General features: G+C 58.5%; 13 protein-coding genes. 9 read left to right on the top strand and 4 right to left on the bottom strand.

All coding sequences use genetic code 11. From position 1 onward, the window contains the following. Positions 1–11: 11 nt before the first annotated feature. From HNQ65_RS02760 to HNQ65_RS02750, 3 genes are all read right to left on the bottom strand, one after another. The gene (locus tag HNQ65_RS02760; protein WP_184337941.1) at positions 12–431 is read right to left on the bottom strand and encodes a CBS domain-containing protein; all 420 of its coding nucleotides are present in this window, start codon (positions 429–431) and stop codon (positions 12–14) included. A gap of 88 nt (positions 432–519) precedes the next feature. Continuing rightward, entirely contained in the window at positions 520–1332 is an 813-nt protein-coding gene (locus HNQ65_RS02755) for a PP2C family protein-serine/threonine phosphatase (RefSeq protein WP_184337940.1), read from the bottom strand. Next, positions 1329–1730 (bottom strand): BUD32 family EKC/KEOPS complex subunit, encoded by a 402-nt coding sequence (locus HNQ65_RS02750; RefSeq protein ID WP_184337939.1) that lies wholly within the window; start codon positions 1728–1730, stop codon positions 1329–1331. Before HNQ65_RS02750 ends, HNQ65_RS02755 begins: the two co-directional genes overlap by 4 nt. Before the next feature lie 214 nt (positions 1731–1944). On the opposite strand from HNQ65_RS02750, the gene HNQ65_RS02745 reads away from it, so the two are divergent. The 5 genes from HNQ65_RS02745 (at position 1945) to HNQ65_RS02725 (ending at position 8501) form a co-directional block, all read left to right on the top strand. Beyond that, entirely contained in the window at positions 1945–2961 is a 1017-nt protein-coding gene (locus HNQ65_RS02745) for a glutamine synthetase beta-grasp domain-containing protein (protein WP_184337938.1), read from the top strand. 144 nt (positions 2962–3105) lie between these two features. Then, positions 3106–4143, top strand: coding sequence for an Mrp/NBP35 family ATP-binding protein (locus tag HNQ65_RS02740; RefSeq protein ID WP_184337937.1), 1038 nt, complete (start codon positions 3106–3108; stop codon positions 4141–4143). Positions 4144–4330: 187 nt separating this feature from the next. Further along, positions 4331–4870, top strand: coding sequence for an RNA polymerase sigma factor (locus tag HNQ65_RS02735; RefSeq protein WP_184337936.1), 540 nt, complete (start codon positions 4331–4333; stop codon positions 4868–4870). A gap of 23 nt (positions 4871–4893) precedes the next feature. After that, entirely contained in the window at positions 4894–8007 is a 3114-nt protein-coding gene (locus HNQ65_RS26495; RefSeq protein WP_221306021.1) for a vWA domain-containing protein, read from the top strand. 113 nt (positions 8008–8120) lie between these two features. Beyond that, positions 8121–8501: a RidA family protein gene (locus tag HNQ65_RS02725; RefSeq protein WP_184337935.1), complete on the top strand. Its 381-nt coding sequence runs from the start codon at positions 8121–8123 to the stop codon at positions 8499–8501. A 55-nt stretch (positions 8502–8556) separates the two neighbouring features. On the opposite strand, the gene HNQ65_RS02720 is transcribed toward HNQ65_RS02725, so the two are convergent. After that, positions 8557–10230 (bottom strand): formylglycine-generating enzyme family protein, encoded by a 1674-nt coding sequence (locus tag HNQ65_RS02720; protein ID WP_184337934.1) that lies wholly within the window; start codon positions 10228–10230, stop codon positions 8557–8559. A gap of 134 nt (positions 10231–10364) precedes the next feature. Here HNQ65_RS02720 and HNQ65_RS02715 point away from each other — a divergent pair, with 134 nt between their 5' ends. The 4 genes from HNQ65_RS02715 to HNQ65_RS02700 are packed head-to-tail and all read left to right on the top strand — an operon-like array spanning position 10365 to position 13856. Further along, the gene (locus tag HNQ65_RS02715) at positions 10365–11117 is read left to right on the top strand and encodes a WcaF family extracellular polysaccharide biosynthesis acetyltransferase (protein ID WP_221306020.1); all 753 of its coding nucleotides are present in this window, start codon (positions 10365–10367) and stop codon (positions 11115–11117) included. After that, positions 11114–12001, top strand: a complete 888-nt coding sequence (gene rfbA / locus HNQ65_RS02710) for a glucose-1-phosphate thymidylyltransferase RfbA (RefSeq protein WP_184337933.1) — start codon at positions 11114–11116, stop codon at positions 11999–12001. Before HNQ65_RS02715 ends, rfbA begins: the two co-directional genes overlap by 4 nt. Then, on the top strand, positions 11998–13029 hold the full coding sequence (gene rfbB, locus HNQ65_RS02705; protein ID WP_184337932.1) for a dTDP-glucose 4,6-dehydratase: 1032 nt from the start codon (positions 11998–12000) through the stop codon (positions 13027–13029). The genes rfbA and rfbB overlap by 4 nt, the downstream gene beginning before the upstream one ends. Further along, positions 13029–13856, top strand: a complete 828-nt coding sequence (locus tag HNQ65_RS02700; RefSeq protein ID WP_184337931.1) for an ABC transporter permease — start codon at positions 13029–13031, stop codon at positions 13854–13856. Before rfbB ends, HNQ65_RS02700 begins: the two co-directional genes overlap by 1 nt. Positions 13857–13866 lie beyond the last annotated feature (10 nt).

Genomic DNA, 13866 nt, shown 5'->3' with positions numbered 1-13866 from the left:
AATGCTGCGCCTCAGAACTGATCGAGCAGATACTTGATGATGTCCGTAGAGGTCACGATGCCGACGAGTTTGCTGCCAGAGACAATCGGGACGGAGTGGAAGCTGCCGCCTGCGAGGATCTCCGCCGCCTCACGAACGGTGCCGGTTTCCGCCAGAGTGACAGGGTTTTTCTGCATGATCTGCTCCAGGGAAAGGGTGTGGTCCAGCGTGGCGTCCACGGTGCGCTCGTCAGTGTGGAAGGCATCGCCAAAGCTGACGCGCAGGATGTCGCTCCAAGTGATGATTCCGACGAGCTGGTCGCCGCTGACGACGGGGATATGATGGACGCCGTGCTGGCGGACGAGGGCGCGCACCTTGGAGATCGGGTCACCGTGGTGTGCGGTGACCACGTTGCGGGACATGATGTGGGAGATGGGATCGTTGCGTTTCATGGTTGGTCATGAAACATGCAGCCGATGCCCGGGCGCTGCTCCGCGCCGTTTGGGGATGGGTGGCCGGATGTTGTGCGGTGATGGATGATCAGAGGATTTCCACCACAACCGCACTGGCATTGTCCCGGCCGGATTCTGTCACGGCATAGTCCACGATGGCCTTGGCATCGTGCTGCGCCAGCATGTCTCCCAGGCGATGGTCCCAGATGCCATCGATCACGCCGTCTGTGCAGAAGAGGAAGCGGTCGCCGCGCTCATACTGCACGGAGCCCACCTGCGGCTCCAGGTTTTGGCTGCCAGCACCGAGCACCTGCGTGAGCACGCTCTTGCGAGGATGGGTGCGTGCCTGCCGTTCGTTGATCTCGCCCTTGCGCATGAGCCAGCCCACGTAGGTGTGGTCATGCGTCAGCTGCTTCATTTGTCCGCCTTTGGGCAGCCAGTAGATGCGGCTGTCCCCCACATGGGCAAAGTGCATCCAGCCCGGGGTGAACCAGCCGAGGCTGAGGGTGGCCCCCATGCCACGGCACTCTTCGTAGTGGCGACCCAGATGGAGAAGGTCTTTTTGGATGGAGTGGAAGAGCTCGATGAGCACATCGCCATAGCCCACGGTCATGTGCTGTGCAGACTGCTTGAAGCTCTTGGGCAGAAGCCGGGTGATCTTTTCAGCCGCGATCTTGCTGGCAAATTCTCCGGATTTTGCGCCGCCCATGCCATCGCTCACGGCGAAGACAAAGTCTCCGGTGTCCAGGTGGGATTCGCCGATTTTGCCCAGGTAACGCATCTCGCGGGCATCGAAATTGAGAGCCAGGAAGGTGTCCTCATTGTTTTGACGTACACGGCCGGGGTGGGTCATTCCGGACCAGTGAATGTGTGAAGCTGTTGCAGGTTGGGTGTCGCTCATGCGGCAGGAGGCGGAGACGGGGCGTCGAGAATGGTGGCGAGTTCGAAGTCGATGAGGCAGAACCGGCCGTCGCTATGGCGATAGGTCACGTTTCTGGTGAAGGGATCCTCATGGCGCACCCCGTAGTCACGTTCCAGGCTGCCGAAGAGATCCTTGAGCTTGGCCTCGCTGATACGCTCGACCACCGAGCCGCAGTTTGTCGTTACGAGATAGAGCTGGTCCGGGTGGGCCTCCAGCACTCGTGGTACATACTCGCAGCCGCGTTCCTCCAGCACCTTGAGCACCTTCACCTCGTTGGCGAAGCGGTCCGCGGCATTGGAGCCGCGGAAATATTTGTGCACACGGCCGTCGTAGCCGATGCGGACGAGGGCGCGCTGGGTGTTTTTGGCTTCTTGCATGGTGCGGAGTACTCTTGGGTGCATGCACCCGGGGTGCAAGTGTCTTCAGGTGGTGGATAAGAGAGGCTAGATAGGGCCGTCACTAGGAGGATAAAAATGCAAGATGTGGAAAATTTGTCTCGCGTCTGGCATGGGAAGTGCTCTTTTCGAGGCCGCCAGTGCTCGGGGCGGTTTTACCGCCTCTTTAATTGGCGAAAAACACACACAAGCAACCATGGCCAAATACAAACTCGAATACATCTGGCTGGACGGTTATCAGCCGGTCCGCAACCTCCGCAGCAAGACCCAGCTCAAAGATTTTGCCAGCTTCCCCAAGCTGGAAGAGCTTCCCGATTGGGGCTTTGACGGTTCTTCCACCCAACAGGCCCCTGGCGGCAGCTCTGACTGCGTGCTGAAGCCTGTGGCCGTGTATCCTGACAGCAGCCGCAAGAACGGTGTGCTCGTCATGTGCGAAGTTTACAATGCCGACGGCACCCCTCACTCCTCCAACGACCGTGCCACGATCCTTGACGATCCGGACGCCTGGTTTGGTTTCGAGCAGGAATATTTCCTCTACCAGGACGGTCGCCCCCTTGGCTTCCCTGAGAACGGCTATCCCGCCCCCCAAGGCCCCTACTATACGGGTGTGGGCTACAAGAACGTTGGCGACATCGCCCGTCAGATCGTCGAAGAACACCTTGACCTCTGCCTTGACGCAGGGATCAATCACGAAGGCATCAACGCCGAAGTGGCCAAGGGTCAGTGGGAATTCCAGATTTTCGGCAAGGGCTCCAAGACCGCTGCCGACCAAGTGTGGGTGGCCCGCTACCTGCTGAACCGCCTGTGCGAAAAGTATTGCGTGGACGTCGAGTACCACTGCAAGCCTCTGGGCGCCACCGACTGGAACGGCTCCGGCATGCACGCCAACTTCTCCACCAAATACCTGCGCGAAACCGGCGGCGAGCCCTACTTCCTCGCCCTCATGGCCCAGTTCGAGAAGAACTGCATGGAGCACATCGCCGTCTATGGTCCGGACAACCACATGCGCCTTACCGGTCTGCATGAGACCCAGAGCATCGACAAGTTCTCCTGGGGTATCGCCGACCGCGGTGCTTCCATCCGTGTGCCGCACAGCTTCAAGAAAAACGGCTGGAAAGGCTACCTGGAAGACCGTCGTCCGAACAGCCAGGGCAATCCTTACCAGATCGCCTCCCGCATCCTCAAGACGATCTCCGAAGTTCCGAAGCCCTGATCGGCTTCAGAGTTCTGAACTCTCCCCGAACGCCGCCTGGAAACAGGCGGCGTTTTTTTGCGCCGTGCCTAGGCGCTCTTTTTCATTTTTTGCTTATCACTTTTTGACTTTTCACGCTACGTCAGGCGTATCCCAACCCCTCCCATGCCCACCGAACAAGACATCCGCACCGCCCTTGGCCAAGTCCGCTACCCAGGCTTCAGCCGTGACATCATCTCTTTTGGGCTGGTGAAGGGCATTCAGATCGAGGGAGCCAATGTGACCGTGGAGATCTCCGTGAGCACGCGTGACCCCAACATTCCCCGCCTCATCCATGAGCAGGCCATGGACGTGCTGAAAAAGGTGGCTGGCGTGAAGGAGGTGAAGCTGAACTTTGACATCAAAGACCCTCCTGGCGCAGGCACTACCGCGTCTGAAAAGCTCGGCAAATCCAGCATTCCCGGTGTCAAAAAGATCATCGCCGTGGCCTCCGGCAAAGGCGGCGTGGGCAAGAGCACCGTGGCATCCAATCTTGCCATTTCCCTCAGTCAGAGCGGTTTGCGTGTGGGGCTCTGCGACTGTGACCTCTACGGACCCAGCATTCCGCTCATGTTTGGCACGGACGAACGCCCCTACCAAAATGACGAGCAGCAGATCATTCCTGTGGAGAAGTACGGTGTGCAGCTCATCTCCATGGGCTTCCTGCTGGATGATGGCTCTCCCGTGATCGTGCGTGGTCCCGTGGCGACGCGCTACACACAGCAGTTCCTCCGGCAGGTCGCGTGGGAGAATCTTGATGTTCTCGTTCTGGATCTGCCGCCCGGCACAGGGGACATTCAGCTCACCATTGTGCAGACCGTGGCGGTGGATGGAGCCGTCATCGTGACGACTCCGCAAGAAGTGGCTCTCATTGATGCGCGCAAGGCGGTGGGCATGTTCCAGAAGGTGAATGTGCCGATCCTGGGCATCATCGAAAACATGAGTTATTTCCTCTGCCCCAGCGACGGGCAGGTGTACCACATCTTTGGCAAAGGCGGCGGTGAGCACGAGGCGAAGCGTCTTGGCGTGCCGCTCCTGGGGCAGATCCCCATTGAGATGCAGGTGCGTGAATGCGGCGACCAGGGGCACCCGATTGCGCTGGAAGATCCGGCCAAGTCCGCCACTTCCAAAGCCTTCCGCGAGATTGCGGAGCAGCTAAAGTAGCGCTCGGTCTTCAGCATCATTAATTCCTCAAGCCGCACCCGGCTCAAACAGGGCGCAGAGATCCTGCCGGATGTCTGCGCTTTTTTCTGAAGCGCTGGGCCTGCCTCTTACGATCATTCTCGCCTTCTGGGAAAATATTTTCCAAGATGCCGGGGACTCAGCCGTGATGCCCGCTGAACACACCCACATGAGTGACTCGCACGATCTCTTCCTCGAAACTCTGCAGCGCTACGAGCGGCCCCTCATCCGCTATGCGCATGGCTACACGAGCGACCTGGAAGACGCGCGGGACATCGTGCAGGACGTGTTTGTGAAGCTCAGCCAGCACATCGCCACGCTCGACAAGGAACGGCTGGCCCCATGGCTCTTCACCGTGTGCCGGAATCGGGCGCTGGACCACCAGCGCAAACATCAACGCCTTGTCGTCATGGAAACTGAAACTCTCGATCTTGAAACGTCCGCTGATCCAGCGCCGAATGACGCGATGGAGCAGAGGGAGACGGCCACGGCGCTGCGTGAGCTGATTGAAACGCTGCCGGTGAGGCAGCGCGAGGCGGTGCGGCTGAAGTTCATCGCCGGGCTGGACTACCAGCAGATCAGCGCCGCCATGCAGACCAGCATCGGCAACGTGGGCTACCTGATCCACCACGGCGTCGCCGCGCTGAAAACCAAATGGCAGGCCCTGGAGCAGCCGCAAGCGGCCAGACTGAAACCCGCCCTCGCCTAATACCCCTCTTAGCTTTTTAGATCATGAAACCGGAACAAATCACCGCGTGGGCGCTGGATGAAGCCAGCCCCGAAGAATGCCAGCATCTGGAGGCGGCCCTGCTTGAAAATCCCAAGGACAAACTCAAGGCTGAAGAAACCAAGGCCTTTTGCGACTTTCTGATCAGCGAACTGCGCGATGACTCGCTGGCGCTGACTGATAAGCAGCGCAGCGAACTGAAGGCGCAGCCTGTGGTGAAATCGTCTCGACCATCTTCTGTGAGCGGAACGTCTGCACTCAAACCACCTGCGCCCCGCGTCACGCGCTGGAATATGGGTATTATTGTGAGGCTGGCCTTGGCGGCGTGTTTAGTGCTGAGCGGGTTTTGGACATGGCAGTCTGCGGCGTCTCGTCGGCATGAGGCCTTGACGCATGAGATGGCAGTCGCAGACAAACCGACTGTCAGAGTCAGTCTGCCCAAGGTGGTGGATGTAAAGAAGCACTCCAATGTGGAAGCTGCGACAAGGCAGGCTGGGAAAATCGTTCCATTGGAAAAGCAGACGGCTGTCGTGGCAGGCAAGCTGCCGGCGCCTGCAGCACCGCAAACAGTAAAGGTCTCAAGCTCTGTGGCTTTGAACAAGAATCAGGGGGGGGTGACCACCCGCGATGTGGGTGAATTAAAAAGACTGCAGGATCAAATGGCTTACGAGTTGAGTTTTGTGGGAGAAACACTGGTTCCCAGTGGTCAGGTTTCGAGTGCCGCTCAGAGCATCGGCACTGCCACAGCTGGCATGCAGCCTTCGAACGGAAAGCTAATGCAGAGTGGAACGGGGTTGGTGACTTTGAACGGTATTTCCAAGCCCAGGAGAGTCTCAGAAAATGTGCTCATGGAGGGAGGAGTGGAAACAATAACCAATGGTCTGCTGGGCCATAGCGCCACTGTTGGTTTGATTAAAGATCCGACACCGATGGCCAAAGCTAGTGCAGGTGTTCAAAGCCTTGCAGACAGCACTTTGGACAAGGATCTGAGTCTGACGACAAATGCGGCCAATCTTCTTGTTTCCGGGGTTTCTGGCGCGGCAGCCGTTCTTCCTTCGATTCCCACCCCGCATGGCTTGCTAGAAACTGGCTGGATTGCTGCTTTGAGCGGAAGTGACAGACTGATCAAAGATTATGCCGCTGACGTGGGTGGATCGTATCTGTATGGAAACACCTTTGCCTCTTTGTCTGCTACAAACGCTTTCAGCGGTGCCTTTGCCATCGATGGAGGATTTTTGAGCCAGACCTCCTGGATGCCTGCAATGTTGCAAGCTGGTGCGGCTGCAGATGTGAACACCTTTGGCAGTACGGCCCGGGCCCAAGCTGGCGGTTATGTTTTTAATTCAGGCGCCATACTGACTTCGAGCGCTGCTGTCATAAATGGGGGGCAGATCGTGAGGTTTGACGCGAACCCCATTCACGAGCCCGAGTTAGCTGCGGCGAAGAATTCCAACAACAACGCATACTTCAAACTCGAAGGCTATGTAGAAAAAAAACCTGCAAGTAGCAGTAAAGCCCTGGCTTACACGACAGGCGGCGTCCCCGTAGCGCTAATCACGCAGCCACATCCCGATATCAGCTATCCTTCCCACGATTCGACTTCGAGCATCGTCTCCAAAGAGATGTCGCAAAAGCAGGAGGTCGCCACGACTACACGCAAAACCGATGCCTCCGGAGAATCTTATTCCCGCATCGTTGAAAACGAGATGAAGGAGGTGGCGCGGGAACCGCTGTCGACGCTTTCCATTGATGTGGACACGGCCTCGTATGCGAATGTGAGGCGGTTTTTGAACCAGAACATGATCCCGCCGCCGGATGCGGTGCGCATTGAGGAGCTGGTGAATTATTTCCCCACGGAAGAGGAGGGGCCTGCGCATGGTGCCAAGGAACCTTTTGGCGTGCGCATTGAACTGGCGCCATGCCCATGGCAGCCGGTGCATCGGCTGGCGCGAATCGCCATCAAAGGACGTGAGATGGACAGGAACCGCAAATCCAGCAATCTCGTTTTCCTGGTGGATGTCTCCGGCTCGATGAGCGAACCGGCGAAGCTGCCGCTGGTGCAGCAGTCCCTGCGCATGCTGGCTGAGCAGCTCGGGGAAGGGGATCACGTAACGATGGTGGTCTATGCTGGCAGCAGCGGTGTGGTGCTGCCGCCCACGAGTGGGGAGAAGAAAGCGGAGATCCTGGCTGCGATCGACCATCTCAGCGCTGGAGGCAGCACGCATGGCAGCGCGGGGATCAAGCTGGCCTATGAGCAGGCCGTGGCCGGGTTCATCAAGGGTGGTGTGAACCGCGTCATTCTTTGCACGGATGGGGACTTTAACGTGGGTGTCAGCTCGCCGGAAGAACTGGAAAAGCTCATCAAGCACAAAGCAAAGACGGGTGTCTTTCTCAGTGTGCTGGGTTTTGGCAGCGGCAATCTGAAGGACCGCACCATGGAAACCCTGGCCGACAAGGGCAATGGCAACTACGCCTACATCGACAGCCTGAGCGAGGCGCGCAAAGTGCTGGTGGAGCAGATGAGCGGCACGCTGGACACCATCGCCAAAGACGTGAAAATCCAGGTGGAGTTCAATCCCGCCCTGGTGCGCAGCTACCGCCTCATCGGCTATGAAAATCGCCTGCTTGCCAAGGAGGACTTCAATGATGACACCAAAGACGCAGGAGAGATTGGCGCTGGGCACAGCGTGGTGGCATTGTATGAAGTGGTGCCTGCTACGCTGCCTGCTGGCGCAGAATCTCGCCCCGCAGTGGACAGTCTCAAGTATCAGACCCCTGCCGTCGTGCCTGCTCAACTGGCGAAGGCTGCCCAGAGCGGTGAGGTGATGACGGTGAAGCTGCGCTACAAGGAGCCGGACAGTTCTCTGAGCAAGCTTATCGAAGCTCCAGTCAAGGACGAAGGACGGACGCTGACCGCCAGCAGCTCGGAATATAAATTCAGCGCCGCTGTAGCCGGATTTGGCCTCCTGTTGCGAGACTCCGCGTACAAAGGCACCTTGAGCTGGGAAACCGTGCGTCGTCTGGCCATTGATGGAAAAGGCGCTGACAAGCTCGGATACCGTGGTGAGTTTCTACAGCTCATCGACAAGGCTCGTGGGCTCAAGGAGACGCAGAACTGATGGGGTGAAGGGAGGGGGTATGGGTTAAGACATCAAGTCATGACTTCTGGTCATGCCTGATCCTTTGGCCTCTTCCCCTTGAAATCCATCCGGCGCTTCGGTATGGGAGCGGCATGGAACTCATCAACAATACGCCAAACGTCCCTGCTGCAGTCGGCCCCTACTCCCAGGCGGTGAAGCAGGGGGGATTGCTCTTCTGCTCCGGCCAGATCCCTATCGATCCAGCGGCGGGCAAGATCGTGGCCACTGATGTGGAAGGGCAGGCGGTTCAGGTGCTGGCCAACATCCGAGCCTTGCTGGAGGCCCAGGGGCTGGGCATGAGCTCTGTGATCAAAGCCACGGTCTTTCTGCAAAGCATGGCTGACTTCCCCAAGGTGAACCCGCTTTATGAGGCCGCTTTTGGAGGGCACAAGCCTGCACGTTCCACCGTGGCAGTGGCAGGGCTGCCCCTTGGTGCGCTGGTCGAGATCGAGGTGATCGCGGCGCTGGCCTGAGGTGACTCTGACGGCAAAGCGCCAGCCGACTCGCTGGCGCCATACTGGTCAGAGCTCACGGGGTGCCAAGATCAAGAACGCAACGGAAGCCCAGATCGGCGCGCGCTGCACTCTTGAGAGCGTGGCTTCGTGCTGATGTCAGCAGGGCGTCTTTGTCGTGGCTAAGCCAGTTGCCGCCGCGGATCACACGCTCCTCAGCAGCACCGGGCCAGGCGTCTTCACACCATTCCGAGACATTGCCGCCGATCTCGTAAAGACCCAGGGGGTTAGCGCGAGCGCTGTCCACAGGTGCGGTGTACGAGTAGGGATCGTTCGCGCCGGGGATCTTGGAGGCGTCCAGGTTGGCTGTGAGCGCCGGGGGCTTCCAGTCGTCAGCCTTGGGAGTCCACGGATAATGCGTTTTGTCTGAAAGGTGGCGCTTGGCGGGGTCTGATCCCTGCTCGTTTTTGAGGCCTGCGGCGAGGCTCCACTCGGTGTCTCTGGGAAGGCGGTAGGAGGCTGTGGCTGGGATGAGCTTGCTGGCGCGGTCTTTCTCCGTCAGCCATGCACAGAAGGCGGTGGCATCCTCCCAGGAGACACCGGCTGCAGGGTGATTGCCGCCCAGGAGGAAGGACGGTTTCTGGCTCCAGACACGGTTTGTGGCGCGCATCCAGTTTTCGTAGTTCTGCACGCTGGTCTCGGTGGTGCAGACAAGCACCGGGCTTTTTTCCTGCAGGGGGACAAACTTCATGCCCAGGGCGTTGAGGAATGTGCTGCCATCTGCGACGGCGGGTTTGAGACTGGCGGGATCAGGGAGGCCTTCGTCGTCTCCTTTACCCTGCATCTTTTTGCGCAGTGCCTCCACGGCGGAGGCATCCACCTTGCGGCTTTCGGTCATGGCCTTCATGCGCTCTTCCAAGGCCTGCTTTTTCTCAGCATCTGAGGCTGCCAGCAGGCTGGCGGTGCGGCGTTTGTCCTCAAAGACGCAGCGGAAGCCGATGGTGGGTGCACGCAGGTCTGCAGGCGCGACGTATTGGTAGGCAGAGGTGAGGCACTCGGAGCGGAAGTAGGCCCAGGAGCCACCACGCAGCACTCCATTGGGCTGGGCGCGCACCTCCAGGGGCTGCGTCCACTCCCAGACATTACCGGAGAGATCGAAAAGCCCCTCGGCGCTGGGGGGGAAGCTGCCGACAGGGGCGGTGTAGGTGTAGCCATCTTTGTATCCTGGAATTTCGCCATCGGCCAGATTGGCTGTTTTGGAGCTGGGCGGCCAGTCCTCGCCCCATGGATAGATGCGATCATCCAGCAGACGCTCTTCAGCGGTGAGGCTGTTTTTTTTCCGTCCGCGGGCCAGGCCCACCGCAGCATCCCACTCCTCGGGCGTGGGCAGGCGGTAGCTCTGAGTGCCATCGATCAGACGCTTTTCGCGTTCTGTTTCCGTGAGCCAATTGCAGAATGCCACGGCGTCCTGCAGGTTAACCCCCACGACTGGGTGCTCCGGAGACTGCTCAAAGTGAGGCTGATAGGTCCAGGGATACTTCTTGTGCCGCAGAAACTCGTTCCACTCCGACAGACGGGTCTCCCATGCTGCAAACTGCACAGTGGTGCCAGGAATGCTGATAAATTTGGCTCCCAGGCTGCTGGTGTGCTGGGTGGCTGCTTCTGACTGAGGGGCGTTCTGTCCAGCTGCGATGGAACAGGCTAGCAAGCAGATGGTCAGAACTGGCAAAGACGAGAGAGGCGAGCGCATGGGACTGGAAAACTAAAGGGAAATGCATTCTGCTTCACCCAAAAAATGAGCGTCGCAGCCAAGATGATATGCTGACATTGCCGGTGAAGAGTGTCACATTCCAGCAGTGATTCGTGTCAAACTGTTAACATGCGTTGGAAGTTTATTCTTTGCGCTGTGAATCAGCATGGTACAGTCACACTCCTTTTTCTGGAAAATGCCGCTCCAACCCCGGCAGAGCATCTGGCCGCCAGGCAGGCGACCAATGGCGGCAGCTTGGCTGGAATTTTGATCGTGAAGCGCCAAGTGCCATGAGGGATCTCTCCGCCTTTTCAGCCTCAGACTTTGACCGTGGGGCACCCCGATGGAAAGAAGCAGCATGGCTGGCCGCCAAGTGGTTCTTTTTCCAGACCTCCGTGCCCTGGCCTTCAGCGCTGCGTGTTGCACTGCTGCGCATCTTTGGTGCCAGTGTGGGCAGAGGGGTTGTCATTCGGGCGAATGTGAATGTCTCATTTCCCTGGAGGCTGACCGTAGGAGATCACGTGTGGCTTGGGGAGGAAGTCATGATCCTTAGTCTGGCACCGGTGAAGATTGGGGCGAATGTGTGTGTGTCTCAGCGCGCTTTTCTGTGCACGGGATCGCATGATCATCAAAAAAAGACTTTCGATCTGGTGGTCCGCAGCATCGCTCTAGGTGCTGGCTGCTGGGTAGCTGCCCAGTCGTTCATTGGTCCAGGGGTTGAGGTGGGAGCTGGCAGTGTGGTCAGTGCAGGAAGTGTTGTCATGAGTTCGATTCCTGCACATGTGCTAGTTCGAGGAAATCCGGCGCAGGTGGTGAAATCTTTGGAAGCAGCGGATATGAGAGCTGTTTCTGGTGAGAGTGCAGACTTCCAAAAAGAACGGGGATGAAAGGCGTCATTCTCGCAGGCGGCGCGGGCTCGCGCCTTTATCCGCTCACGCAGGTGGCCTCCAAGCAACTACAGCCGGTGTATGACAAGCCGATGGTCTATTACCCGCTCACGGTGCTCATCGCTTCGGGCATCAGGGAGATCTGCCTCATCACCACCCCGCAGGACCTGCCGCGGTTTAGGCAACTGCTGGGAGACGGCAGGCAGTGGGGCGTCGAAATCGAATACCGCGAGCAGCCGCAGCCAGAAGGCATCGCCCAGGCGCTTTTGATTGCGGCTTCGTTTATTGGCGACCATTCCGTGACACTGATCCTGGGAGACAACATCTTCTTTGGCGGCGACGCACTGCCACGTGCCTTTGAGGAGTTTCGTTCAGGCGCGACGATCTTTGCCTACCACGTCAATGACCCCGAACGCTATGGTGTGGTGGAGTTTGATGCCCAGGGATGTGCGGTGTCACTGGAGGAAAAGCCTGCCCAGCCGCGCAGCAACTACGCCGTGCCAGGTGTCTATCTCTATGACAATGACGCCGTGCGGATCGCCCGCACCCTGCGTCCTTCAGCCCGAGGCGAACTCGAAATCACTGATGTAAACAAGGAGTATCTGCGCCGTGGTACACTGCGTGTGCAGCGCCTGAGCCGTGGCACTGCCTGGTTGGATGCAGGCACCAGCAGCAGCCTGCACGAGGCCTCCGCCTATGTGCAAACCATTGAAAAACGCCAGGGCATGAAGCTTGGATGTCCGGAGGAGGCGGCGCTCTACCGGGGATTTCTTTCCTTGGATCAGTTTGAAGTGCTGCTCGGAGGCATGCCGCGTTGTGAGTACCGAGATTACCTTTCCGAAGTGGCCGCCGAGGTGCGCCGCGTTGGCCTGAAAAGTGCATGAATCTTCTCGTCACAGGCGGTGCGGGGTTCATCGGCTCCAATTTTATCCGTCATGTCATCGACAGGTCTGAGATCTGCAGGCTGGTCAATCTGGACTGCCTTACCTATGCGGGACATCTCGCCAATCTCGATGGCATTCACGGAATCCATCCGCGTTATGCTTTTGAGCAGGTGGACTTGCGCAACAAAGAGGAAGTCTGCCGTGTCGTCCGACAGCATGAAATCACGCATGTGGTGCATCTGGCGGCGGAGTCGCATGTGGACCGCAGCATCGCAGCACCTGCGGATTTCATCTCAACGAACATCACCGGCACCTTTAACCTGCTGGAAGCCTGCCGTGGCGCATGGTCTGACGCACCTCATGCTACAGCGCGGTTTGTACATGTCAGCACGGATGAGGTCTATGGCTCCTTGGGGGCTCATGACCCAGCCTTTACGGAAAGCACACCGTGTGCGCCGAATTCCCCCTACTCGGCCAGCAAGGCAGGGGCCGACATGCTGGTGCGCAGCTACCACCACACCTACGGCCTTCCGGTGGTGACGACGCGCTGCTCCAACAACTACGGCCCGAATCAGTTTCCTGAAAAGCTCATCCCAGTGGTCATTCAGAGCGTCCTGGGCCGCCAGAATGTGCCTGTGTATGGCGATGGCATGCACGTGCGCGACTGGCTGTATGTGGGAGACCACTGCCAGGCGCTGTGGTGTGTGCTCACGACCGGAGCCGCTGGCGAGACGTACAACATCGGCGGAAGCAACGAGCGTGCGAACCTGCATCTGGTGCAGGTGATCTGTGATCTTATTGATGAAATCCAGCCGGCCGCAGGAGGGAATTCACGCAGCCTCATCAGCTTTGTGCCCGACCGTCCGGGGCACGACCGCCGCTATGCGATCAATGCGGGCAAAATTCAGTTCGAACTCGGGTGGACCCCTGCGCACACCTTGGAAACAGGACTGCGTGAAACTGTGTCCTGGTATCTGCAGAATCAAGACTGGCTGCATGCCGTGACAACAACGACGACGACTTTCTAATGGAAGAACTGGTCATCGAAGCTGGACAAGCGAGGGCAAATTACTGGCGCGATCTCTGGCGTTTCCGTGAACTGCTGGCTTTCCTGGCATGGCGTGATCTGCTGGTGCGTTACAAGCAGACCGCCATAGGCGTGGCGTGGGCACTGATCCGCCCGCTGCTCACGATCCTGGTGGGAGCTGGTATTTTTGGCGGACTGGCAGGACTGCCTTCAGATGGAGTGCCTTATGCGGTCATGGTCTGTGCTGGCATGCTGCCGTGGTACTTTTTCAGCAGCGCCATGAGCGAGTCTGCCAACAGCCTGGTGGCCAGTTCCAGCCTGATTTCTAAAATTTACTTTCCGCGTCTGATTCTGCCGCTGAGCACCATGCTTGTGGCCTTGGTGGATTTTGCCATCTCTCTCGTCATTCTGGCTGGCCTGATGGCCTGGCATGGAATGATGCCCACGTGGCGGCTGCTGCTGCTGCCAGCTTTTGTTCTACTGGGACTGCTGAGCGCCATGGGGCCGGGGCTGCTTTTCACCGCACTGAATGTGAAATACCGCGACTTCCGCTACATCGTGCCGTTTGCCGTGCAGTTCGGGCTTTATGTCACCCCGGTTTTCTATAGCACCAGCCTGGTGCAGGATAAGCTGGGGAATTGGGGGCGGATGCTGAATGCCCTCAACCCTGTCGTGTGTGTCATCGATGGCTTCCGCTGGGCCATCTGCGGAACGGTGCCGCTTCATTGGCAGAGCTTTCTGGTCTCCTCAGTGCTTGGACTGGTGCTGCTGGTGGCCGGTGTCGGCTGCTTCCGGCGCGTGGAACGAACCATCGCTGATATCATTTGAATCCACCCCC

It is taken from the genome of Prosthecobacter vanneervenii, from assembly GCF_014203095.1.
Lineage (GTDB): Bacteria > Verrucomicrobiota > Verrucomicrobiia > Verrucomicrobiales > Verrucomicrobiaceae > Prosthecobacter > Prosthecobacter vanneervenii.
This window is presented reverse-complemented; position numbering and strand designations above follow the sequence as displayed.